Annotated in this window: 20 protein-coding genes, 2 tRNA genes and 1 pseudogene; 15 read left to right on the top strand and 8 right to left on the bottom strand. The window is 75.8% G+C overall.

Going from position 1 to position 22,128, the window contains the following annotated elements:
- The first annotated feature begins 62 nt into the window (after positions 1-62).
- The 6 genes from crcB (ACF1AK_RS08405) (at position 63) to ACF1AK_RS08430 (ending at position 5,795) form a co-directional block, all read left to right on the top strand.
- Positions 63-545 (top strand): fluoride efflux transporter CrcB, encoded by a 483-nt coding sequence (crcB, locus tag ACF1AK_RS08405; RefSeq protein WP_391497943.1) that lies wholly within the window; start codon positions 63-65, stop codon positions 543-545.
- Positions 542-940 carry a DUF190 domain-containing protein gene (locus tag ACF1AK_RS08410; RefSeq protein WP_391497944.1) on the top strand — a complete coding sequence of 133 codons (399 nt, stop codon included), beginning with the start codon at positions 542-544 and terminating at the stop codon, positions 938-940. The genes crcB (ACF1AK_RS08405) and ACF1AK_RS08410 overlap by 4 nt, the downstream gene beginning before the upstream one ends.
- The gene (gene crcB / locus ACF1AK_RS08415; RefSeq protein WP_391497945.1) at positions 937-1,311 is read left to right on the top strand and encodes a fluoride efflux transporter CrcB; all 375 of its coding nucleotides are present in this window, start codon (positions 937-939) and stop codon (positions 1,309-1,311) included. The genes ACF1AK_RS08410 and crcB (ACF1AK_RS08415) overlap by 4 nt, the downstream gene beginning before the upstream one ends.
- Positions 1,312-1,489: 178 nt before the next feature.
- Complete coding sequence (locus tag ACF1AK_RS08420) at positions 1,490-2,284, top strand: hypothetical protein (protein WP_391497946.1); 795 nt, start codon at positions 1,490-1,492, stop codon at positions 2,282-2,284.
- A gap of 206 nt (positions 2,285-2,490) precedes the next feature.
- On the top strand, positions 2,491-4,827 hold the full coding sequence (locus ACF1AK_RS08425; RefSeq protein ID WP_391497947.1) for a DEAD/DEAH box helicase: 2,337 nt from the start codon (positions 2,491-2,493) through the stop codon (positions 4,825-4,827).
- 143 nt (positions 4,828-4,970) lie between these two features.
- On the top strand, positions 4,971-5,795 hold the full coding sequence (locus tag ACF1AK_RS08430; protein WP_391497948.1) for a TIGR02452 family protein: 825 nt from the start codon (positions 4,971-4,973) through the stop codon (positions 5,793-5,795).
- 12 nt (positions 5,796-5,807) lie between these two features.
- Here the strand turns inward: ACF1AK_RS08430 and ACF1AK_RS08435 are convergent, their stop codons facing one another.
- Positions 5,808-6,143, bottom strand: coding sequence for a hypothetical protein (locus tag ACF1AK_RS08435; RefSeq protein WP_391497949.1), 336 nt, complete (start codon positions 6,141-6,143; stop codon positions 5,808-5,810).
- Between the two features lie 131 nt (positions 6,144-6,274).
- Positions 6,275-7,417 (bottom strand): hypothetical protein, encoded by a 1,143-nt coding sequence (locus ACF1AK_RS08440; protein ID WP_391497950.1) that lies wholly within the window; start codon positions 7,415-7,417, stop codon positions 6,275-6,277.
- Between the two features lie 52 nt (positions 7,418-7,469).
- On the opposite strand from ACF1AK_RS08440, the gene ACF1AK_RS08445 reads away from it, so the two are divergent.
- A complete protein-coding gene (locus ACF1AK_RS08445; protein ID WP_391497951.1) occupies positions 7,470-7,919 on the top strand; it encodes an RICIN domain-containing protein in 450 nt (149 codons plus the stop codon).
- 39 nt (positions 7,920-7,958) lie between these two features.
- Here the strand turns inward: ACF1AK_RS08445 and ACF1AK_RS08450 are convergent, their stop codons facing one another.
- Positions 7,959-8,666: a tyrosine-protein phosphatase gene (locus ACF1AK_RS08450; protein ID WP_391497952.1), complete on the bottom strand. Its 708-nt coding sequence runs from the start codon at positions 8,664-8,666 to the stop codon at positions 7,959-7,961.
- A 58-nt stretch (positions 8,667-8,724) separates the two neighbouring features.
- On the bottom strand, positions 8,725-9,495 hold the full coding sequence (locus tag ACF1AK_RS08455) for an SDR family oxidoreductase (RefSeq protein ID WP_391497953.1): 771 nt from the start codon (positions 9,493-9,495) through the stop codon (positions 8,725-8,727).
- A 146-nt stretch (positions 9,496-9,641) separates the two neighbouring features.
- Between ACF1AK_RS08455 and ACF1AK_RS08460 the strand changes: the two genes are divergently transcribed.
- Positions 9,642-10,346 carry a DNA polymerase beta superfamily protein gene (locus ACF1AK_RS08460; protein WP_391497954.1) on the top strand — a complete coding sequence of 235 codons (705 nt, stop codon included), beginning with the start codon at positions 9,642-9,644 and terminating at the stop codon, positions 10,344-10,346.
- Positions 10,347-10,400: 54 nt separating this feature from the next.
- Positions 10,401-10,473: transfer RNA gene (locus tag ACF1AK_RS08465), tRNA-Lys, on the top strand.
- Here ACF1AK_RS08465 and cydC read toward each other — a convergent pair.
- The 4 genes from cydC to ACF1AK_RS08485 form a co-directional block, all read right to left on the bottom strand.
- The gene (gene cydC / locus ACF1AK_RS08470) at positions 10,448-12,235 is read right to left on the bottom strand and encodes a thiol reductant ABC exporter subunit CydC (RefSeq protein ID WP_391497955.1); all 1,788 of its coding nucleotides are present in this window, start codon (positions 12,233-12,235) and stop codon (positions 10,448-10,450) included. The two genes, ACF1AK_RS08465 and cydC, sit on opposite strands and share 26 nt — an antisense overlap.
- Positions 12,232-13,959, bottom strand: coding sequence for a thiol reductant ABC exporter subunit CydD (cydD, locus tag ACF1AK_RS08475; RefSeq protein WP_391497956.1), 1,728 nt, complete (start codon positions 13,957-13,959; stop codon positions 12,232-12,234). The genes cydC and cydD overlap by 4 nt, the downstream gene beginning before the upstream one ends.
- Positions 13,960-14,048: 89 nt before the next feature.
- Positions 14,049-15,089 (bottom strand): cytochrome d ubiquinol oxidase subunit II, encoded by a 1,041-nt coding sequence (locus ACF1AK_RS08480; RefSeq protein ID WP_391497957.1) that lies wholly within the window; start codon positions 15,087-15,089, stop codon positions 14,049-14,051.
- A gap of 60 nt (positions 15,090-15,149) precedes the next feature.
- Positions 15,150-16,445, bottom strand: a complete 1,296-nt coding sequence (locus ACF1AK_RS08485; RefSeq protein ID WP_391497958.1) for a cytochrome ubiquinol oxidase subunit I — start codon at positions 16,443-16,445, stop codon at positions 15,150-15,152.
- Between the two features lie 200 nt (positions 16,446-16,645).
- Between ACF1AK_RS08485 and ACF1AK_RS08490 the strand changes: the two genes are divergently transcribed.
- The 6 genes and pseudogenes from ACF1AK_RS08490 to ACF1AK_RS08515 all read left to right on the top strand — a co-directional run.
- Entirely contained in the window at positions 16,646-17,569 is a 924-nt protein-coding gene (locus ACF1AK_RS08490) for a LysR family transcriptional regulator (protein ID WP_391497959.1), read from the top strand.
- A 73-nt stretch (positions 17,570-17,642) separates the two neighbouring features.
- Positions 17,643-17,715 (top strand) — tRNA-Lys (locus tag ACF1AK_RS08495).
- A 290-nt stretch (positions 17,716-18,005) separates the two neighbouring features.
- Positions 18,006-19,772 carry an LCP family protein gene (locus ACF1AK_RS08500; protein ID WP_391497960.1) on the top strand — a complete coding sequence of 589 codons (1,767 nt, stop codon included), beginning with the start codon at positions 18,006-18,008 and terminating at the stop codon, positions 19,770-19,772.
- Between the two features lie 87 nt (positions 19,773-19,859).
- Positions 19,860-20,321, top strand: coding sequence for an SRPBCC domain-containing protein (locus ACF1AK_RS08505; RefSeq protein ID WP_391497961.1), 462 nt, complete (start codon positions 19,860-19,862; stop codon positions 20,319-20,321).
- Positions 20,322-20,499: 178 nt separating this feature from the next.
- Positions 20,500-21,285 carry a VOC family protein gene (locus ACF1AK_RS08510; protein WP_391497962.1) on the top strand — a complete coding sequence of 262 codons (786 nt, stop codon included), beginning with the start codon at positions 20,500-20,502 and terminating at the stop codon, positions 21,283-21,285.
- A 90-nt stretch (positions 21,286-21,375) separates the two neighbouring features.
- A pseudogene (locus ACF1AK_RS08515) lies at positions 21,376-22,107 on the top strand (HAD family hydrolase); the annotation flags it as partial.
- Positions 22,108-22,128: the final 21 nt, after the last annotated feature.

Raw genomic sequence — 22,128 nt, forward strand, 5'->3', positions numbered from 1 at the left:
GTTCATTGTCGGGTCTGCGGTGACGGTGTGCCAGGCGGTCGGGGTCGGTGTTTCATGGGTCTGTGGCGACCTCGGAGGACGTGGTGGCGGACGGTGCGGCGGCCGGGGCGGCCCGGCGGCGGCGTCCGCCGGTGTTGCGCGGGCAGGGGCCGGCGGTGGCGGTGGTGGCCGTCGGCGGGGCGCTGGGGGCGACGGCCCGGTACGGGGCGGGGCTGCTGTGGACGACCGGGCCCTCGGCGTTCCCGTGGACGACGCTGCTGGTGAACGTGGTCGGGTGCGCCGTGATCGGGGTCTTCCTGGTGGTGGTCACCGAGGGCCGGCCGGCCCATCCGCTGCTGCGGCCGTTCTTCGGCACGGGCGTGCTCGGCGGATTCACGACCTTCTCGACGTACGCGGTGGACGCCCGCCGGCTGCTGGAGGAGGGGCGGCCCGGACCGGCCGTGGCGTACCTGGGGCTGACCCTGGTGGCGGCGCTGGCGGCGGTCTGGGCGGCGGCCGCGGTGACGCGCCGTCTGCTGCTGCGCGGGGCCGGGAGGCGCGGGTGACGGGCGCGGAGCGGCCCCGGCTGGGCGGACCGGCGCTGCGGCTGACGGTGCTGGTCGGCGAGAACGACCGGTGCCGGCACCGCCCGCTGTCCAGCGAGATCGTGCACCGGGCGCGGGCGGCCGGGCTGGCCGGGGCGAGCGTGTTCCGGGGCGTCGAGGGGTTCGGCGCGTCCTCGATGGTGCACACGGCGCGGCTGCTGTCGCTGAGCGAGGACCTGCCGGTGGCGGTGGTGATCGTGGACACGGAGGAGCGGGTGCGGGCGTTCCTGCCCGAGCTGGAGGGACTGGCGGTGGAGGGGCTGGTGACCCTGGAGCGGTGCGAGGTGCTCCGGTACGCCGGGCGGGCCGGCGGGCCGGGGCCGGCCCCGGCGGCGGAGGAGGGCGGGGCGGCGTGAACTGGCTGCTGGTGGTGGCCGGCGCGCTGGTCGGCGCGCCGGTGCGGTACCTGACCGACCGGGCCGTGCAGTCCCGGCACGACTCGGTGTTCCCGTGGGGGACCTTCGTGGTGAACGTGTCCGGCTGTCTGGTCCTCGGACTGGTGACCGGGGCGGTGGCGGCCGGTGCGGCGTCCTCGCACGTCCAGCTGCTGCTCGGAACCGGGCTGTGCGGGGCGCTGACCACGTACTCGACGTTCTCGTACGAGACGCTGCGGCTGGCGGAGAGCGGGGCCGGGCGGTACGCGCTGGCGAACGTGGCGGGCAGCGTCGTGGCGGGCCTGGCGGCGGTGTACGCGGGGGCGGAGCTGGCCGCGGCGCTCTGGGGCTGACCGCGGGCGGTCCGGGGCTCCTGCGGGTGCCCGGCCGGGGCTGCCCCGGGTGCTCGTCCGGGTGCTTCCCGCCGCCCCACCCGTGTCCGCGCGCCCCGGGCGGGCGTTGGACACCCGCAAGGGTGGCCGTGCGCGTGGGTGGGCGGCCGGGGCGGGGCGGGTGCAGGAGAGGGACTCGGTGGCGGCGATGCGTGCGGTGCGGGTGGTGCGTGCGGTGACGGAGCGGGACACGGCGGTGGTCCGGAGTGCCGTGGTGCGCGGCGCGGCGGTCCTGGCGGTGGCCGGGCTGGGGCTGACCGGCTGCATGTCGGTCGGACCGGGCGCGGACGAGCGGCACGGTGTGGTGCCGGTCGGCCAGGCGGGGACGCCGACCAGGCCCGGGACGACCGCCTCGGCCTCGCCGAGCGGCGCCGGACACCCGGGGGTCGCGGCGGGGCGCTCGGAGCGGGCGGCGGGCGCGCAGGCGCAGAGCGCGCCGACCGGGGGCATGAACGCGGCCCCCGGTGAGGCGGGCGGCGGCGTGAACGGGGCGGCGGGCGCGGGCGGCGGCAACGGTGCAGGCGGGGTGAACGGCGCGCCCGCCGGCAATGAGCCGGTCCCGGCGGCGGCCACCGGCGAGTCCGCGCCCGGCGCGACCGGCGGCGCCGGGGGCGTGAACACCAGCCCCGCGCCCCGCCCGGGAGCCGTCGGCGCCGCCACGGGCGGGCCGTCCGGCGGTGCGGCGGGCAGCGGCGGCGGTGCGGGCGGCAGCGGCCACCCCTCCGGCGGCGCCGGGGCCACCACGGGCGGCGGCACCGGGGGAGGCTCCGGCGGCACGACGGCGCCCGCTCCGGCGGCCAGCCCGACCGGGCGCCCGTCCTCCCCGGAACCCGGCCACACCACCCCCGCTCCGACCGCCACCACGGCCCCGGAACCCACCCCCGCCCCGAGCACCACGGCGCCCCCCAGCTCGGGTGCGTCGGGCGGCCACTGAGCGCCGAACCACAGCTTGGCCAGGGCATTTGCCTCCGATCGCCAGGTTCCTCTATGGTGGTAGATCGTTCGTTTGATCCATTTGACTGGCGCCCTACTCCCATCTGGCGCCCTTGGCGCGTTCCGGCGATCCGTGGCTGACCGCATAGAGGCGGTTGTGAAACAGAACCCCGGACTTTGGCGCGTGCCACTTCCGGAAGGTTTTGCATGTCTCTCGTTGACGACGCCCGCTTCGCCATGCCCGCGAGCGAGTCCGCCGCCGATGCCACCACCACCGTTCCCGCCGAGGCCGACGCCGAGCTGATCGCCGCCGTCGACGCCGTCGAGGACACCGACACCACCACCGCCGACGCCGAGGACACCGCCGTCGCCGCCGAGGACGCGTCCGACGAGGCCGACGAGGCCGCCGAGGCCGACGCCGAGCCGACCGTCACCTTCGGCGACCTGGGCCTGCCGGACGAGATCGTCCGCGCCCTCGCCAAGCGCGGCGTCACCACCCCGTTCCCGATCCAGGCCGCGACCATCCCGGACGCCCTGGCCGGCAAGGACGTGCTCGGCCGCGGCCGCACCGGCTCCGGCAAGACCCTCAGCTTCGGCCTGCCGCTGCTGACCCGCCTCGCCGACGGCGAGCGCACCCGCGCCAAGCACCCGCGCGGCCTGATCCTGGTCCCGACCCGCGAGCTGGCCATGCAGGTCGCCGACGCCCTGGAGCCGTTCGGCTCGGTGCTCGGCCTGCGCCTCAAGGTCGTCTGCGGCGGCACCTCGATGTCGAACCAGATCTACGCGCTGGAGCGCGGCGTCGACGTCCTGGTCGCCACCCCGGGCCGCCTGCGCGACCTGATCAACCGCGGCTCGGCCAAGCTCGACGACGTCCAGGTCGCCGTCCTCGACGAGGCCGACCAGATGGCCGACATGGGCTTCCTGCCCGAGGTCACCGAGATCCTCGACCAGGTGCCGGCCGGCGGCCAGCGCCTGCTGTTCTCCGCCACCCTGGAGAACGAGATCGACACCCTGGTGAAGCGCTACCTGAACAGCCCGGTCACCCACGAGGTCGACCCGTCGGCCGGTGCCGTCACCACCATGACCCACCACATCCTCGTGGTGAAGCCCAAGGACAAGGCGCCGATCACCAACGCGATCGCCGCCCGCAAGGGCCGCACGATCATCTTCGTCCGCACCCAGATGGGCGCCGACCGCGTCGCCGAGCAGCTCGTCGAGGCCGGGGTGAAGGCCGACGCGCTGCACGGCGGCATGACCCAGGGCGCCCGCACCCGGGTGCTCGGCGACTTCAAGGACGGCTACGTCAACGTCGTCGTCGCCACCGACGTCGCCGCCCGTGGCATCCACGTCGACGGCATCGACCTGGTGCTCAACGTCGACCCGGCCGGCGACCACAAGGACTACCTGCACCGCTCCGGCCGCACCGCCCGGGCCGGCCGCTCCGGCACCGTCGTCACCCTGGTGCTGCCGCACCAGCGCCGTGGCGTCTTCCGCCTGATGGAGGACGCGGGCGTGGAGGCCAGCCGCCACATCCTCGACCACGCCTTCGACGCCGAGGTGGCCCGGATCACCGGCGCCCGCTCGCTGGTCGAGGTCCAGGCGGAGAGCGCGGCCAACATCGCCGGCGCCGCCGAGCGCGAGGTCGCCGACATGACCCGCCAGCTGGAGCGCGCCCAGCGCCGCGCCGGCGAGCTGCGCGACGAGGCCGACCGCCTGGCCGCGCGGGCCGCGCGCGAGCGGGCCGAGCTGGGCATCGAGGAGGAGGCCCCGGCCGCCGAGGCCGGGACGGCCGAGGGTGCCACCACCGACGAGACCGCTGCCCCGGCGGCCGCCGCCGAGCCGGCCGCGGTGACCGAGGAGCGCACCCCGTCGTACCGCGAGGCGCGTACCGAGCGCCCGTCGTTCAACCGCGAGCGCGGCGAGCGCGGCGACCGCCCGTTCAACCGTGACCGTGACGACCGCGGCGGCCGTTCCTTCGGCCGTGACCGCGACGACCGCGGTGGCCGTTCGTTCGGTGACCGTGAGCGCGGTGGCTTCAACCGTGACCGTGACGACCGTGGGGGCCGTTCGTTCGGTGACCGTGAGCGCGGTGGCTTCAACCGTGACCGTGACGACCGTGGCGGCCGTTCGTTCGGTGACCGTGAGCGCGGTGGCTTCAACCGTGACCGCGACGACCGCGGTGGCCGTTCGTTCGGTGACCGTGAGCGCGGTGGCTTCAACCGTGACCGCGACGACCGCGGTGGCCGCTCCTTCGGCGACCGTGAGCGCGGTGGCTTCAACCGTGACCGCGACGACCGCGGCGGCCGCTCCTTCGGCGACCGCCCGGCCCGTTCCTTCGGCGACCGCGACCGCTCCTTCGGCCGCGACCGCGACGAGCGCGGCGGCAGCAACAACCGTCCGTTCGCCCGCCGCGACGACCACCGCTCCGGCGGCCGTCCGCAGTCCGGTGGCTTCAACCGCGACCGTGACGACCGCGGTGGCCGCTCCGGTGGCTTCAACTCCGGCTTCAACCGCGACGACCGCAAGCCGCGTTGGAAGAACTGACGCCGCGTAGCACCTGACGCACCCGCGACGGGCCCGTTCCACTCCGGTGGGGCGGGCCCGTCGCCGTCTGCGCGGCCGCCGTTGTTCTGCGATCGAGAATAACCAGTGGCGCGGCGCCTCCCCCCTCGCCTACGGTCGGGGGCATGAGCAGCAGAACGCAGGTGGCGGCGGTGAACGAGGGCATCGTCGAACGGGGGGACTACCGCGCGGCCGGGGGCGAACTCGTCGAAGTGGCGGAGCAGTTGAGGGCGGCGCGGGCCGGCACGGTGTCGTACGACCCGGCCGGGCTGGACGCGCTGCTCGCGGCGGGCGGCCCCGGTCCGGTGGCGGACCCGGCCACCGTCGAGGTGACGGCCGAAGGCAGCATCGAGGCGGCCCGCCGACTGGTCGAGGAGGGCGCCGGCACGGTCGGGGTGCTCAACTTCGCCTCCGCGCGCAACCCCGGCGGCGGCTACCTGCGCGGCGCCCGCGCCCAGGAGGAGGACCTCTGCCGCAGCGCCCTGCTGTACACCTGCCTGCTGGAGGCGCCGGACTACTACGAGGCGCACCGGGCCTCCACCGACCTCCGCTACAGCCACCGGGTGATCGTCTCGCCCGGTGTGCCGGTGGTGCGGGGCGAGGACGGCGAACTGCTGGCGCGGCCGTACCCGGTCACCTTCCTGACCTCGCCGGCGCCGAACGCCGGCCAACTCGCCCTGCGCACACCCGGGGGCGTGGACGTGCGGGGCGTGCTCGCCGAACGGGCCGAGCGGGTGCTCGCGGCGGCCGCCCGGCACGGGGTGCGCGCGCTGGTGCTCGGGGCGTGGGGCTGCGGGGTGTTCCGCAACGACCCGGCCGAGGTCGCGGAGGCCTTCGCGCACGCGCTGGCCCGGTACGGCGCCGCCTTCGACCGGGTGGTCTTCGCGGTCTGGGACCGGACGCCGGTCTCGCCGAACCGGGCCGCCTTCGAGGCCCGGTTCGGCGGGTAGGGCGTCCCGCCCTCAGGCCTTGCGGGTCACCAGCGCCGAGGTGAGCGCCGAGGCGGCGGTCACCACCCCGGTGACGGCGAGGACCGACGGCCAGGCGCCGATCTTCTTCGCCAGCGGGTGCGAGCCGCCGAAGGCCGCCACGTAGAGGCCGGTCAGCGCGGCCGCGGCGGGCGCTCCCGAGCGCCGGTGCCACTGCGCGGCGGCGCCCGCGCCGGCCACCGCCAGCACCGCCCCGCCGAGCTGCCGCTTCCCGGTCCACCGGGCGACGCCGTAGCCGCCGACCAGGCCGCTCGCGGCGGTCAGGGCGGCCGGTGCGGTGCTCGCGAGCGCGTTCGGGATCCTCGCCATCGTCGACTCCACTCCTCGGCGGATCCGGTGCGGATCCGCGGCGGGTTCCGGGTCCTCCCCGGGGGCTTCCGACCATAACCCGCCGCCCCCACCGGCCCGCCCGGGACCCCGCCCGCCGCCGTCGGGCCCGGCTACCGCGCCGCCTGCTCGAAGGACAGCGCGGGCGCCGCGGCCGCCAGCCGCGCCGCGGCCTCCTCCGGGGCCAGGACCCGCTCCAGCCGCAGGTCGCCGGGCACCTGCTCGACGAACCGCCCGGCCGCCCAGCTCCGCTCGTACGGCTGGGGGTCCAGGACGAGGGTCCGTACGCCGTCCACCACCGGGATGGACTCCGGCATGCCCTCGTTCCAGATCCAACCGCCGTCCGGTGCGACCAGGTTGAACGCCCCCGTCGCGATGAACCGGCGCCCGTCCAGCCACGCGGTGCGGCTGAGCGCGACCACCTCCGGGTCGGGTCGGGTGCCGGGCAGGTGGCCCCCGCCGATCAGCGCCTCGGCGAGCAGGGTGTGCAGCTGGAAGTTGTCGGTCAGGCCGTCCATCCGGAACAGGTAGCCGGTGCCGCTCGGCCGGTGCAGGACGAGCAGCGGCTCGTCGTCGAGGGCCGCGGCCAGGTACCGCAGGCCCTTGAGGTCGTGCTGCTCGGACCGCTCGCGGTAGCGGTCGATCAGCTCGCCGAGGACCTCCGTCACCCCCTCGGCGCGGGCCGGGCGGCGCACGGCGGCGTGCGTGCAGAGCGCGAACGCGGCCCGCTGCCACAGGTCGAGCGTCCACCAGCCGGCCACCGCCCGGAGGGCGTGCCGGGGCCCCGTCCGCCCGTCCCCGGCGAGCCGGGCGTGGACCGGGCCGGGATCGTCCCGGTCGGGGTCCGGCAGGGCGTCCCCGGGGTCCTCGGCCCACCGGTCGAGCAGCAGCAGCGCCCCGGTCAGCGCCTCGCGCAGCCCGCCGAGCACCTGGTCGGCACAGGCCACCGGGTCGGCGCCGCGCTCCACACAGGCGCCGACCATCATCGCCAGGTGCGCCCGGGGGAACGGCGGGGTGTCGGTGAGCAGCGCCGCCAGCCGGGGGCCGACGGCCGCCGACTCCGCCTGCCCGGCGGGCCCGAGCGTCCCGCCGACCCGGCGCAGCGCCGCCTCGAACCGCTCACCCCCGTCCGGTCCGTCCGCCGGACCGGTCACGGCGGCCTCCAGGGCACCCACCGCCCCGGCGAGGGGGGACTGCTGACTGTCCGACGGCCCGCCGGGGCGGCCGTCCTGCGCGGAATGAGGGTCGAACACCATTCGCCGCAGCATAGGGCCTGGGGCTGTCAGTGCCGGGTGGGAGACTCACCCGGTGACCGACCACGAGATCACCGACGGCCTCTACCGGATCCGGAACGTCGCCACCGGCCTGCTGCTGGAGGTCCCCGGCGGCAGCCGCCGCAGCGGCGTGAAGGTGCAACTCGGCGCCGAGGACGGCTCGGACGCCCAGCTCTGGCGGCTGACCGCCGTCCACCGGGGCGGCGCGCTGTTCCACGTCGAGAACGTCGCCGGCGGCAAGCGCCTGGACGTCACCGGCGCCTCGACCGAGGACGGCGTGCCCGTCCAGCAGTGGTCCGCCAACGCCTTCGGCGCGCAGGAGTGGCTGGTCGAGCACCACGTCGACGCGCCCGGCACCTTCACCCTCACCAGCTTCATCAGCGGCAAGCCCCTCACCGCCCCGGCCGAGGACCCGACGGCCCCCGTCCACCAGTGGGAGGACACCGACTCCCCGGCCCAGTGGTGGCACCTGGAACGCCGGTAGTCCTCCGCCCGCCGGTGCGCTGCCGCCCCGTCCCGCGGCCTACGCGGCCAGGTTGGCGCGCAGGGCGTCGAGTTCGGCGTCGGTGGCGCCGTGGGCGCGGAGGTAGGCGGGGACGGTGCCGTGGTGGTCGTGGATCCAGGTGAAGGACGAGGTGAGGAGCTCCGCCGAGACCGGGCGGGAGATCCGCTCGGCACCGGTCTCGTCGATGTAGGGGGTGGGGCCGTCCAGCAGGCCGAGGCCGGTGTTGGAGAGCAGGTAGTCGGCGGTGATGTCGGCCTCGGAGGCACCCAGCAGGGACTGGACGACGGCGATGGTGAGGCCGGTGCGGTCCTTGCCGACGGCGCAGTGGACGACGGCCGACAGGGTGCCGGGGGCGCCGAGGCGGCGGATCGCGGCGACCAGGGACGGGCCGGCGGTGGCGGCCATGAACGGGTACAGCTCGGCCTGGTCCTCCGGCCAGGGGCACGCGGTGTCCTCCCGGTTGGCGGGCAGGGTGGGGAGGCTGAGCGTCTCGTGGTCGAGGTCGTGCCGCAGGTCGGGGAAGGCGGCGATCTCGGTGCTGCTGCGCAGGTCTATGACGGTGCGCAGGCCGAGGGCCTTGAGCCGCAGGGCGCCCTCGGGCGTGAGGGTGTGGAGGGAGCCGGAGCGGAACAGCACACCCCGGCGGAGCGCCCCGACGCCCCCGGCGTCACGGAAGTTGCGGACACCGGGGATGTCGATGAAGGCGGACTGCGCGTCGTCGGTCATGGCCACCACCGTACGGTCGGCCCCCGGGTCAGGGGAAGGAAACGGTCCGGCTGCCCGGTCAGCGGCCGCCGGAGACGTCCAGGAACGCGCCCGTGCTGTAGGAGGAGGCCGGGGACAGCAGGAAGAGGATCGCCTCCGCGACCTCCTCGGGCCGGCCGCCGCGGCGCATCGGCAGGGCCGGGGCGACCCGGTCGACCCGGCCGGGCTCGCCGCCCAGGGCGTGGATGCCGGTGTGGATCAGGCCGGGCCGCACGGCGTTGACCCGGATGCCCTCGGCGGCGACCTCCAGGGCCAGTCCGCGCGTCATCGAGTCGACGGCCCCCTTCGCCGCCGCGTAGTCCACGTACTCGTTGGGCGAGCCGAGCCGGGAGGCCGCCGAGGAGACGTTGACGATCGCGCCGCCGCGTCCGCCGTGCCGGGTGGACATCCGGCGTACGGCCTGTGCGGCACACAGGAACGGGCCGGTGATGTTGGCGGCCCAGATCCGGTTCAGCCGTGCCTCGTCGATGTCCTCCAGCCGGCACTGCCGCTCCAGCGTGCCGGCGTTGTTCACCAGGGCGGTGAGCGGGCCGAGCTCGGCGTCGACGGTGTCGAACAGCCGGGCCACCTCGGCGCTGCGGGTGACGTCCGCGCGGACGGCGAGCGCGGTGCCGCCCTCGGCCCGGACCGCCTCCACCACCGAGGCGGCGGCGGCCTCGTCCGCCCGGTAGTTGACGCACACCCGGTACCCGCGCCGCCCGGCGAGCAGCGCGGTGGCGGCGCCGATGCCGCGTCCGGCACCGGTGATCAGGACGACGTCGGGCTGCTCGGAACCGTTCGCGGTGGCCATGCCCCGTACCCTACGCGCCGCCCGCCGCGGTGCCCCGGCGCCGGGAATTCGCTGGCCCGCGGCGGCCCCGACCGGCAGACTCCCGGTACCGGCGGACCCCCGCTCCCGGGGGCTCCCGTCACCGGCCGACGGGAGGAGCCCGATCCGTGTCCACCGCGCCCGGCACCGTCCTGCTCTCCGGCATCGTCGGCTCGACCGCGTACGGGCTGGCCCACGCCGGCTCCGACGTCGACCGGCTCGGCGTGTTCGCCGCCCCGACCGAGGACATCCACGGCCTGCACCGCCCCGCCGAGTCGCACGTCACCACCGCCCCCGACCGCACCCTGCACGAGGCCGCCAAGTGGTGCCGGCTGGCGCTCGCCGGCAACCCCACCGCCGCCGAGCTGGTCTGGCTGCCCGACGAGCTCTACGAGGTCCGCACCCCGCTCGGCGAGGAGCTGATCGCGATCCGCGGCTCCTTCCTCGGCGCGCGGGCCGTTCGCTCCGCCTATCTCGGCTACGCCACCCAGCAGTTGCGCAAGCTGCGGACCCGCGACACCTCCGACCCGGTCACCCGTGCCCGGGCCGCCAAGCACGCCCGGCACCTGGTCCGGCTGCTCGACCAGGCCGTCCACCTGCACGAGAGCGGCCGCAACCTGGTCCGGCTGCCCGACGCGGGGCGGGTCCGCGACCTCGGCGAGCGCATCGTCGAGGACCCGGCCCGCGCCGAGCGCCTCCTCGCGGCGGCCGCCGAGCGGCTCGACCGCCCCGGCGTCCTCCCCGACCGCCCCGACGAGCGTCCCGCCGATGCCTGGCTCCGCCGGGTGCGCGCCGCCCACTGGACGCACCGCCCACCGGACACGCAGGCGTGACTCCGGGCCCACCGGGTAGGATCACGGCGGCCCGCCGCCACCCGGCCGGGCCACGGGCCGCTAGCTCAATTGGCAGAGCTGCGGACTTTTAATCCGTAGGTTCAGGGTTCGAGCCCCTGGCGGCCCACTGCCTCGAAGGCCCGGTCGGCCACCGCCGACCGGGCCTCGCGCCTGTCCGGGGCCGGGCCGGGGGTGAGGGTGAGGACGGCGTCCACGGCGGTGAGGGCGGCCTGGTCGTGGGTGACCAGCAGGGTGGTGCGGCCGCGGGTGGCGTCGAGGACGTCGGCGAGGACGGCGGCGGCGGTGTCGGGGTCGAGGCCCTCGGTGGGCTCGTCGAGGACGAGGACCGGCGGGTCGGCGAGCAGGGCGCGGGCCAGCAGCAGGCGTTGGCGCTGGCCGCCGGAGACGGTGGCGCCGTCCCCGCCGAGCACGGTCTCCCAGCCGTCGGGGAGGGACTCGATCCAGTCGAGCAGCCGGGCCCGGCGGGCGGCCTCGCGCAGTTCCTCGTCGGTGGCCCCGGGGCGGGCCAGGAGCAGGTTGGCCCGGATCGTGGTGTGGAAGACGTGGGCGTCCTGGGTCATGCCGGTGATCACCCGGCGGACGTCGGCGCCCGCGCAGTCACGCAGTTCGCGGCCGCCGACCCGGATGCTGCCGGCCTCGTAGGGGACGAACCGCATCAGCGCGGCGACCAGCGTGGACTTCCCGGAGCCGCTGGCGCCGAGCAGGGCCACCCGGTGGCCGGGCGGCAGGTGGAGGCTGACGCCGTCGAGGACGGCCGGGCCGCCGGGGCGGTGACGGACCCGCAGGCCGGTGATCTCGACGCCGAGCGGGCCGTCGGCGGGGAGCGGGGCCGGGTCGGCCGGGTCGGTGACCGGGGGCGGGGTGTCCAGGAGGCCGGCGAGCCGGCGGGCGGAGGCCCGGACGCCGGAGAGCCGGCGGGCGGCGGCGGGCAGCGCGGCCAGGGCGTCGAAGGAGACCAGGGCGAGCACCGCGAGGACGGTGAGCCGGACGGCGGGCAGCCGGCCGCCGGCGTGGGCGTCCAGGCCGAGCCGGGTGACGCCGACCACGGCGGCGGCCTGGAGCAGCAGGATCACGGCGGAGGCGAGCGAGGTGGTGAGCGCCGCGCGGCGTTCCAGGGCGGCGATCCGCTCGACGGTGGTCACGGCCCGCCGGTGGGCGCGGCCGCGGGCGCCGTACGCCGCGAGGTCGGCCGCGCCCTCGGTCAGGTCGACGGTGAGCGCGGCCAGTTCGGCGCGGGCGGCCTTCTCGGCGTGCCCCGCCCGGCGGGACAGCGCGAGCACCAGGGCGGGCACCAGCAGGCCCGCCACGGCGAGCAGCGTCCCGAGCAGGAGCCCGGCGGAGGGCAGCAGCACCACGGCCGCGCCGGTGGCGGCCGCGGCGACCACGACGGCGGCGGTGACCGGCAGGAGGACGCGCAGCAGCAGGTCCTGGGCGGCGTCGACGTCGGCGACCAGCCGGGTCAGCAGGTCGCCGCCGCGGAACGCCGGGGTGCCGGCCGGGGCGAGCGGGACGAGCGCCTCGTACACCCGGGCGCGGAAGCCGGCGACGGCGCGCAGCACGCCGTCGTGGCCGAGCAGGCGGTCGGCGTAGCGCAGGGTGCCGCGGCCGAGCGCGAGGGCGCGCACGGCGACGACGGCGACCGCGACGGCGGAGAGCGGCGGCTGTTCGGCGGCGCGGGTGATCAGCCAGGCGGCGGTGGCCGTCAGGGCGGCGCCGCTGAGCTCGCTGCCGGCGGCGGCGAGCACGGCGGGCAGCAGCCGGCGCCAGTGCGGCAGGAGGTACCGCAGCAGCCGCACGGTGGGGCGGGACGCGGTGCGGGCGGCCGTGCGGGCGGTGGCGGGGGCGGCTGGGACGGCGGGGGCGGTCATGAGAGCACCAGCCCCTCGGCGGCCGGGTCGGGGTGCAGGACGCCCGCCCGGACGGTGACGATCCGGTCGGCGTGCGGCAGCAGGCCGCGGCGGTGGGCGACCACGATCGCGGTGCGCCCGCGCATGAGCTCGGCGGTGGCCCGGCTCACGGCGGCCTCGCTCTGCGGGTCCAGGTGGGCGGTCGGTTCGTCGAGCAGCAGGATCGGCGCGTCCTTGAGGAACGCGCGGGCGAGCGCGAGGCGTTGGCGCTGCCCGGCGGAGAGCCCGGCGCCGTGTTCGCCGAGCACGGTGTCGTAGCCCTGCGGGAGCGCCTCGGCGAAGCCGTCGGCGCAGGCGGCCCGGGCGGCGGCGCGGACCTCGGCGTCGGTCGCGTCGGGGCGGCCGAGGCGGATGTTGTCGGCGACGCTGGCGGCGAACAGGTGCGGGCGCTGCGGCACCCAGGCGATCTGGGTGAGCCAGCCGTCGGGGTCGAGCCCGGCGAGGTCGGCGCCGTCGACCAGCACCCGGCCGGCGTCGGGGGCGGTGAAGCCGAGGAACAGTGCGAGCAGGGTGGACTTCCCGGCGCCGCTCGGGCCCACCAGGGCGAGGTGCTCGCCGGGGCGGACGGTGAGCGAGACTGCGTCGAGCGCGGGCGCGGCACGGCCGGGGTGGTGGACGGTGACCGCGTCGAGGCACAGCCGCGCCGTCCGGCCGTCGGGGACGGCGGAGGCGACGGGGGTGACGGGGGTGACGGGAGCGGCGGGGATGACGGAGGCGACGGGGGCCGCCGCCGTGGGCTCCTCCTCGTCGAGGAGCGCGAAGACCCGTTCGGCCACCGCGATGCCCTCGGCGCTGTCGTGGAACGCCGCGCCCGCCGCCCGCAGCGGCAGGTAGGCCTCGGGGGCGAGGAGGAGGACGACCAGGCCGGTGCGCAGGTCGAGCTCGCCGGCCAGCAGCCGCAGGCCGACCGGGACGGCGACCAGGGCCACCGACAGGGTGGCGACGGTCTCCAGGACGAGGGAGGAGAGGAAGGCCACCCGCAGGGTCCGCATGGTGGCCCGCCGGTGGGCATCGGCCATCTCCCGCACCACGCCCGTCTGGTGGTGCTCACGGCCGAACGCGCGCAGCGTCGGCAGCCCGGCGACCACGTCCAGGAAGTGGCCGCCGAGCCGGGCGAGCAGCCGCCACTGCCGGGCCGTGCGGCGGGCGGTGTGCATGCCGACGAGCGCGCCGAACACCGGGATCAGCGGGAGCGTGACCACGATGATCAGCGCGGAGGCCCAGTCGGTCCACCAGAGCCAGCCGATCACCGCGGGCGGGACGACGGCGGTGGCGGCCATGGCGGGCAGGTAGCCGGTGAGGTAGGGGTCGAGGGCGTCCAGGCCGCGGGTGAGCAGGGTGGCCGTCTCGCCGTGCCGCCGGGCGGCCAGCCGGCGCGGGCCGGTGTGCCGCAGCCGTTCGACGAGGCGCTCCCGCAGGGCGCGTTGGGCCTCGGCGGCGGCGCGCTGGGCGAGTGCGCCGCGGGCCCAGGCGAGCAGGGCCCGCAGGGCGAGGACGGTGCCGAGGGCGGCGAGGGCGGTGCGCTGCGGGCCGTGTCCGGCGACGCCGTCCGCGAGCAGCCCGGCCAGCAGGACGGCCTGGCCGACGACCAGCACGGCGCCCAGCAGGGCCAGTCCGGCCGAGGTGGTGAGGTGGCGCCGCACCACCGGGAGTTCGCGCCGCAGACGGCGTTCGGCGGGCTTCATCCCGTTGCTCCCTCCCGGGCCTGCCCGGTGTGCGGTGCGGATGGATCGCGCGGGCCGGCGGCGGTGGGCCGCCGGCCCGCGGGGGACGGTCAGAAGTAGCCGGTGTGGCGCACGCCGGTCCGGCCGCGGAACGCCCACCAGCTCCAGGCCTGGTACACCAGGATCAGCGGGATCACCACCGCGCCGAACCCGATCAGCAGCTTCAGCGTGGCCTCGTCGGCGACGGCCTCGTCGAGGGTCATCCCGGCCCCGGAGGAGGCGGTCAGCAGGTACGGGTACTGGCCGGCCCCGATCAGCAGCACGGGCAGCGCGGTCGCGGCGCAGGTGGCGGTGAACGCCAGGCCGTCGCGGCCGCGGCCGAGGAACCACCAGCCGGCCGCGAGGGCGGCGGCCACGAGCGCGAACAGGACCACCGAGGGGGCCGTGCGCGTCATCGAGGCGCCCGCCCCGAACAGCGAGAGCACCAGCGCGAGGGTGCTCGCGGCGCCGGCCGCGGCGAGCAGGGCCGAGCCCGTGCGCCGGGCGGCGGCGGCGAGCGCGGGCTCGGAGCGGAGCGCGAGGAAGGCCGCGCCGTGCCCGGCGAAGAGCAGCACCGCGGCCGCCCCGCAGAGCAGCGTGAAGGGTGCGAACACCTCGCCGGGGCCGATGTGGAAGGAGCCGTCGGCCCGGCGGGGCACGCCGTGCAGCAGCAGGCCGACCACGAGGCCCCAGCACACCGCGGGCAGCGCGCCGCCGAGCACCACCAGGGCGTTCCACCGGCGCAGCGCCCGGGCGTCGCGGGAGCGGCCGCGCAGCTGGACCGCGGCGTTGCCGAGCACCAGGCCGACCAGGATCGCCACGACCAGCGGGTACAGGCCGGACAGCAGGCCGCCCTCCAGGTGCGGGAAGGCGCCGAACAGCACACCGGCGAAGGCGACCAGCCACACCTCGTTGCCGAGGAAGAACGGGGCGATCGCGTCCAGCGCGGCATTGCGCGGGCCGGGCTCCGGTCCCCGTTCCCGGGCCGGGCCGGCGGCCGGGCCGCCGAGGAACGGGGACAGCATCTGCACGCCGTAGTCGTAGCCGCCGAGCACGAAGTAGCCGGCGAGCAGCAGCCCGAGCAGGGCCAGCCAGAGGGTCTCCAGGCTCATGCGGCCCAACCTTCCGTCACGTCAGGGGAGTTCATCTCGGTGCGGGACCCTTCGCCGGGCTCAGAAGGCCGGGACCGGCAGCGTCTCGCCGCTGCCGCCCGCCTCGGGCAGCTCGTCGTCGGCCGGATCGGCGGCGCCGAGCTGGGCGCCGTCCGGGCCGCGCCGGGCGAAGCGGGTGATCAGCGTCCAGTTGACCGCCGCGAGGGCGGCGAAGACGGCGACGAACACCGTGCAGGACACGGCCAGCGAGCCCCGGCCGACGTGGGAGAGCGCGTCGTCGACGGTCAGCTCGCCGTAGACGAGCCACGGCTGCCGGCCGATCTCGCGCACCACCCAGCCGCCGACGGAGGCGATGAACGGCAGCGGGATGATCGCGGTCATCAGGTAGCAGAGCCAGCGCTTGCGCACCAGCAGGTCCTTCAGGAGCAGGAAGACGGCGACGAACGTGATGGTCGAGACGAGGTTGCCGAGGCCCGACATCAGGTCCATCGAGCCCTTCACCCAGCCCTGCCAGGGCACGTAGTCCCCGGGGCCGTACTGGGCGACCAGCCGTGCCTGCTCCTCGGCGACGCCGCTGCCCTCCAGGACGGCGGCCTTCATCGGCTGGGTCCGCTCGATCACCGGGACCTGCAGGTTGCCGACGACGACCACGAAGAACGAGGACAGCATGGCCACCCAGACGCCCAGCCGCAGCGAGCTGCGGAACAGCGCGGTCTCGCGGGTGCCCTTGGCGAAGTGCCAGGTGCTGACGCCGGCGACGAAGACGCCGCCGGTGGTGAGCGCGGCGAGCGCGACGTGACCGAGCGCGACCAGCGCGTTGTCGTTGGTCAGCAGGGCGCCGAAGTCGGTCAGGTAGGCGACGCCGGAGCGCACCTCGTGGCCGACCGGGTGCTGGAGGAAGCCGTTGGCGACCATGATCCAGAACGCCGAGGCGTACGCGGTGAGCGCGACCAGCCAGATCAGCGCGACGTGCACACCGCGGTGCAGCCGGCCCCAGCCGAAGATCCACATGCCGAGGAAGGTGGACTCGGCGAAGAAGGCGACCAGGGTCTCCAGCGCCAGCGGGGCGCCGAAGACGTTCCCGGCGTACTTGCTCAGTCCGCTCCAGCTGAGTCCGAACTGGAACTCCATGACGAGGCCGGTCACGATGCCGACCGCGTAGTTGATGACGTACAGCTGGCCCCAGAACCGGGTCATGCGCTCGCGCACCGCGCGGGTGGCGGGGTCCCGGGTGAAGGCGGCCCGGGTGTGCATGAACGCCACCAGGGGGACCAGCCCCATGGTGAGGATGACGAAGAGCCAGTGCACGCTGGTGGTGGCCGCGAACTGGAGTCGGGCCAGATCCGCAGCGCTCATGAGGCGACCTTCCGGGTCGGCGGACGGGCAGGGTGAGGGGGGAGCGGGTTCCCCGCCCCGTACGTGCGAGGTGGCGGGCATCGCTGCCCGCCACCGGTGCGACGAACCCCGCCGACGACGGTAAGTGATGATTGCTTATACGTTCCAAGACCGGTTTTGCTATGTGCCGATAACCCGTCAGGCATCAGCAGAGGTGAACCGTGGATTTGCTGCAGTTGCGCCACTTCCAGGCCGTCGCGCGTTTCGAGCACATCAGCCGCGCCGCCGAGGAGCTGAACATCGCCCAGCCCTCGCTCAGCCGCACCATCGCCCGGCTGGAGGCCGACCTGGGCACCCCGCTGTTCGACCGGCAGGGGCGGCGGATCCGGCTCAACCAGTACGGCGCGGTGTTCCTGCGCCACGTCGACCGCGCGCTGAACGAGCTCGACGCCGGGTGCCGGGCGCTGTGCGAGGCCCGGGAGAGCGGGCTCGGCCGGGTCGGCGTCGCCTCCGAGACCCTGCTGACGGTCACCCATCTGATGGGCGCCTTCCGGGCCGCCCACCCGGCGGCCGAGGTGCGGCTCGCGCAGGCCAACGCGGTCGAGATGGAACGCCAACTGCGTGGCGGGGACGTCGACTTCTGCGTGGCCTCGCAGCCGCTCACGGGCCCGGACCTGGCGTCCGTCGAACTGCTCCGGGAGGAGGTGCTGCTGGCCGTGCCGCGCGGGCACCGGCTGGACGGCCGGGGGAGCGTGACCATCGCCGAGCTCGCCGACGAGCCGTTCGTCACCACCCGCCGGGGGCACTGGCAGCGCGCCCTGCTGGACCGGCTGTTCGCGGCCGAGGGGCTCATCCCGCGGCTGTCCTGCGAGGGGGACGAACCGGGCGCCAGCCAGGACATGATCAGCTGCGGCCTCGGCGTCGGCCTCATCCCGGCGATGTCCCGGCTGTCCGGCACCGACACCCACGTTCCGGTCGCCTGGGTGCACGTGGAGGCACCGGGCTGTCACCGGGTGCTCACGCTGGTCTGGAACCGGTCCGCCTACCACTCCGAAGCGGCCCGCCGGTTCCGGGAGTTCGCCGTCGGCCGGCCGCTCATGACGCACCGGCGTCCCGGTGCCCCGGCGGTCCGGCTGCGCGGCTGACCCCTCCGGGGGCGTCCCCGGACCGCATTCGGCCGCGCGCGTCGGCCCGGTCTGGCATGATGTCCACGGTGTCGGGGTGCTAGCTCAATGGGTAGAGCAGCGGACTTTTAATCCGTAGGTTCAGGGTTCGAGCCCCTGGCGCCCCACCGACACGAAGGCCCGGGCCGGACCACCTCCGCCCCGGGCCTTCGCCGTTGCGGGCGGGTGCGCGGGGTAGGTGGACCGTCTTAATCTGACGAACAGTTTGTATGATCCGAAGCGGGTCTGTTGGGGGACGACGGATCCGTTGTGGGGGCCGCGTGGGACGCGACCCGGGGGCGTTGGTCGGTTATTGCGACCGTCGTATGTGCAACCCCGGGGCGACCTCGGCCGTCTCTCTGTGTGCAACGCGTCCGGAGGTAGGGGGGCGCGCTGTCCGGCGGTGAAAGGTACACGCATGTCAGGTCAGTGGGGCGAGGGCCCGGCTCGCGGTGACGACGCGCCCGGTGCGCTCACGGCCGACGGCGCGCACACCGGCGCGGTGCCCCCGCCGCGTCCTGGCGGCCGTGCCGAGGCCCGCCGGGCCGCCCAGGGCAGGCCGCCGGCGGCACCGCCCGGTGGCCGCGCTGCGGCCAGGGCGGCGGCGCGCAAGCCCAAGTGGGGCGCCAAGAAGATCGTCGCCTGGTCCGCCGCCGGGGTGCTCGTGCTGCTCGCGGGGACCGGCGGGCTGATCTACTACAAGCTGAACGGCAACATCAAGGCCTTCGACCAGGACGCGGTGGCCAAGGACCGCCCACCGGAGGCGCAGGCCGACGCGGCCGGCAACAAGCCGGTCAACGTCCTGCTGATCGGCTCCGACAGCCGGGGCAAGAGCAACTCCGACCTCGGCGGCGGCGAGGAGGGCGGCGCCCGCTCGGACACCACGATCCTGCTGCACGTCTACGCCGACCACAAGCACGCCGTGGGCATCTCCCTGCCGCGCAACGCGATGGTGGCCATCCCGCCCTGCAAGCTGCCCAACGGCACGTGGACCAAGGGCGAGAAGAGCCAGCGGTTCAACGCGGCCTTCGCCACCGGCGGTTCCGAGGAGGGCAACCCCGCCTGCACCCAGAACACCGTGGAGAAGCTCACCGGGATCCGGGTCGACCACACCATGGTGGTCGACTTCTCGGGCTTCTCGGCGATGACCAAGGCGGTCGACGGGGTCGACGTCTGCCTGCCGCAGGACATCCACGAGGGCGACGTCAACCCGAACCTCGGCAAGAAGGGCGCGGTGGTCCTCAAGCAGGGCCTGCAGAAGGTGGAGGGCCAGCAGGCGCTCGACTACGTCCGGCTGCGCCACGGCATCGGCGACGGTTCCGACATCGGCCGGATGAAGCGCCAGCAGGCCTTCATCAGCTCGCTGGCCGCCAAGATCAAGAGCCAGGGCCTCAACCCGGCGAACCTGCTGCCGCTGGCCGACGCCGCCACCAAGTCGCTGACCGTCGACCCCGGCCTCGACAGCGCCGACAAGCTGATGTCCTTCGGCCTGTCGCTGCGCAACATCGACCTGCACGACCTCAAGTTCGTCACCCTGCCCTGGCGCTTCCGCAAGGTCGACAAGGAGCTCGACGTCGTCCAGCCGGACGCCGACAGACTCTTCGAGACCCTCAAGGCCGACCGGACCATCGACGGCCAGAACGCCACCGGTGAGCAGCCCCCGGAGGCCGCCCCGCCGGCCGCCCCGACCGCTCCGGACACCGGGGCGGCCACGGCCGCCGCGTCCGCCGCCTCCCCGCTCGCGACCGGGACCGCCCACAAGGACGTCAAGGTGTCCGTCTACTCCGGCACCACCGCCACCGGCATGGCCACCAAGGCGACCGAGCAGCTCAAGGCGGCCAAGTTCACCGCCACCGCGGTCGGTCCGGCGAGCAACCTCAAGTACACGACCACGATGGTCCAGTACGGCTCCGGGCAGAAGGCGAACGCCGAGAAGGTCGCCGAGCTGTTCCCCGGCGCGGTCGTCGAGCCCGGCACCGCGGCGGGCGTCACCGTGATCGTCGGCAAGGACTTCGCCGCGGCCAACGGTGCGACCGCCCCCGGCGCCGCCGCCAGCGCCGCGGCGTCCCCGTCCGCCCCCTCCGCCCCGGCCGTGCCCACCCCGCTGCCCACCAGCGTCACCGAGGACGCCCGCTCGGCCGACGACAACATCTGCGACAGGACGACGTACGGTTCCGGCGGCTGAGGCCCGGGGCGCGCGGCCCCCGGCCGCGTGCCATGGTGGGCCTGTCGGACACGCCGGGGGGAGCAGCAGGCCCGAAAGGCGGAACCCATGGCCGAGATCGCCCTGGAGCTCGACATCGCCGCTCCGCGCACCGTCGTCCTGGCCGCGCTGACCACCCACGACGGCCTCACCTCCTGGTGGACCACCGACGTGGAGCGGGAGGACGACCTGCTGCTGATCGGCGTCCCCGGTGACCCCGAGCCCTACCGGCTGCGGCGCGAGCGCACCGGCCCGGAGCGGGTGGTGTGGACGAACGCCGGGGCCTTCCCGCCGTACTGGGCCGGCACCTGGATCAGCTGGGACCTCGCCGAGCGGCCCGACGCGCAGGGCGGGTCCGGCCACCGCACCCGGCTGCTGCTGCGGCACGGCGGCTGGCAGCCCGGCAGCGAGGAGGTCGTGCCGATGGTGGCCGGCACCTGGGCGCAGCTGCTCGTCCGCCTCAAGGACTACGCGCAGAGCGGCAAGGCGCAGCCGTTCCACACCGCGGGCGGCCACCACCACGCGCCGTGACCGCCGGCGCTCCGCCGGTGAACGCCCGGCGCACGGCGACCCGCCGGGACGCCGTCCGGTGGCGGGATCGCGGAGGCGCGGCGATCGTGGGCGGTGTACGGCCGTCGGCCGCGCGGCCGGGCAGGCCGCGCCCCCCGGCGGGCCGCGCGGCGGACGACCATCGCTTGGAGGCCCAGGAATGCCCGTAGTCACCGCACCGTACAAGCCCGGCACCCCCTGCTGGGTGGACCTGACGACGAGCGACCAGCAGGCCGCGCTCGACTTCTACCGCGACCTGCTGGGCTGGCAGGGCGAGGTCGGCCCGGCCGAGTTCGGCGGCTACGCCGTGTGTTCGCTGAACGGCAGGCCGGTCGCCGGGATCATGGCCCGCTCCGCCCCGGAGGGCCAGCCGCTGCCCCCGGTCGGCTGGACCACCTACCTCGCCACGGACGACGCCGACGCCGCCGCGCAGGCCGTCGCCGGCGCCGGCGGCACGATCGTCCACCCGGTGGCGGAGGTCGGCGGCACCGGCCGGATGCTGGTCGCCGCGGACCCGACCGGCGCGGTGTTCGGCGTCTGGCAGAAGCTGGACTTCATCGGCGCGGGCATCGTCAACGAGCCCGGCGCGCTGGTCTGGAACGAGCTCAACACCACCGACACCGCCGCGGCGGGCCGGTTCTACCAGCAGGCGTTCGGCCTGCGCCCGGGGACCATCCAGGGCATGGACGGGTTCTACTCGCTCAACGTCGGCGACCACACGGTGGGCGGCATGCAGCCGGTCGCCGAGTACCTGGCGCCGGGCACGCCCTCGCACTGGATGACCTACTTCTCGGTGGACGACACCGACTCCACGGTGGACGCCCTGGTCAAGGCGGGCGGCTCGGTGATCCAGCCGCCGTTCGACATGCAGGCCGGGCGGATGGCCGTGGTGCGCGACCCGCAGGGCGCGGCCTTCGCGGTCACCTCCACCCCGGACTCGCCCTGAGCGCCCGCCGCCCCCGGCGGACCGCCCGTTCCCGCGACGCGCCGCCGGGAATGGGCGGTACGGCGCGCGCGGACGGGTAAGACTGCACCCATGCTGGGGCTACCGGACGACATCCGCGCTTTCCTCTTCGACCTCGACGGGGTGCTCACCCAGACCGCCACGGTGCACGCCGCGGCCTGGAAGGACACCTTCGACGCCTTCCTGCGGGCCGAAGCCGCCCGCACCGGGGGGCCGTTCATCCCCTTCGACGCCGTCGCCGACTACGACGCCCACGTGGACGGGCGGCCGAGACTCGACGGCACCCGCGCCTTCCTGCACAGCCGGGGCATCGACCTTCCCGAGGGCACCGACGCCGACCCGCCGGGTGCCCGCACCCTGCACGGCGTCAGCCGGGCCAAGAACGACACCGTGCTGCGGATGATCCGCGAGCAGGGCGTCGCCCCGTACGACGGCTCGGTCCGCTACGTGCGCCGGCTGCGCGCGCTCGCCCTGCCCACCGCCGTCGTCTCGTCCAGTGCCAACTGCCGGGACGTGCTGCGCGCGGCGGGCATCGAGGGCTTCTTCGACGTGATCGTGGACGGCGTCGTCGCCAAGCGCGAGGGCCTGCCGGGCAAGCCGGCGCCGGACACCTACCTGGCCGCGGCCCGGGCGCTGGGCGTCGAGCCCGCGCACGCCGCCGTGTTCGAGGACGCGCTGGCCGGGGTGGCCTCCGGCCGGGCGGGCGGCTTCGGTGCGGTGGTCGGCGTGGACCGCACCGGCCAGGCCGCCGAACTGCGCCGCGACGGCGCCACGGTGGTGGTCCGCGACCTCGCCGAGCTGATCCCCGACGACCCGGACCACGCC

Origin of the sequence: Kitasatospora sp. NPDC015120, from assembly GCF_043080305.1 — a bacterium.
Taxonomy (GTDB): Bacteria; Actinomycetota; Actinomycetes; order Streptomycetales; family Streptomycetaceae; genus Kitasatospora.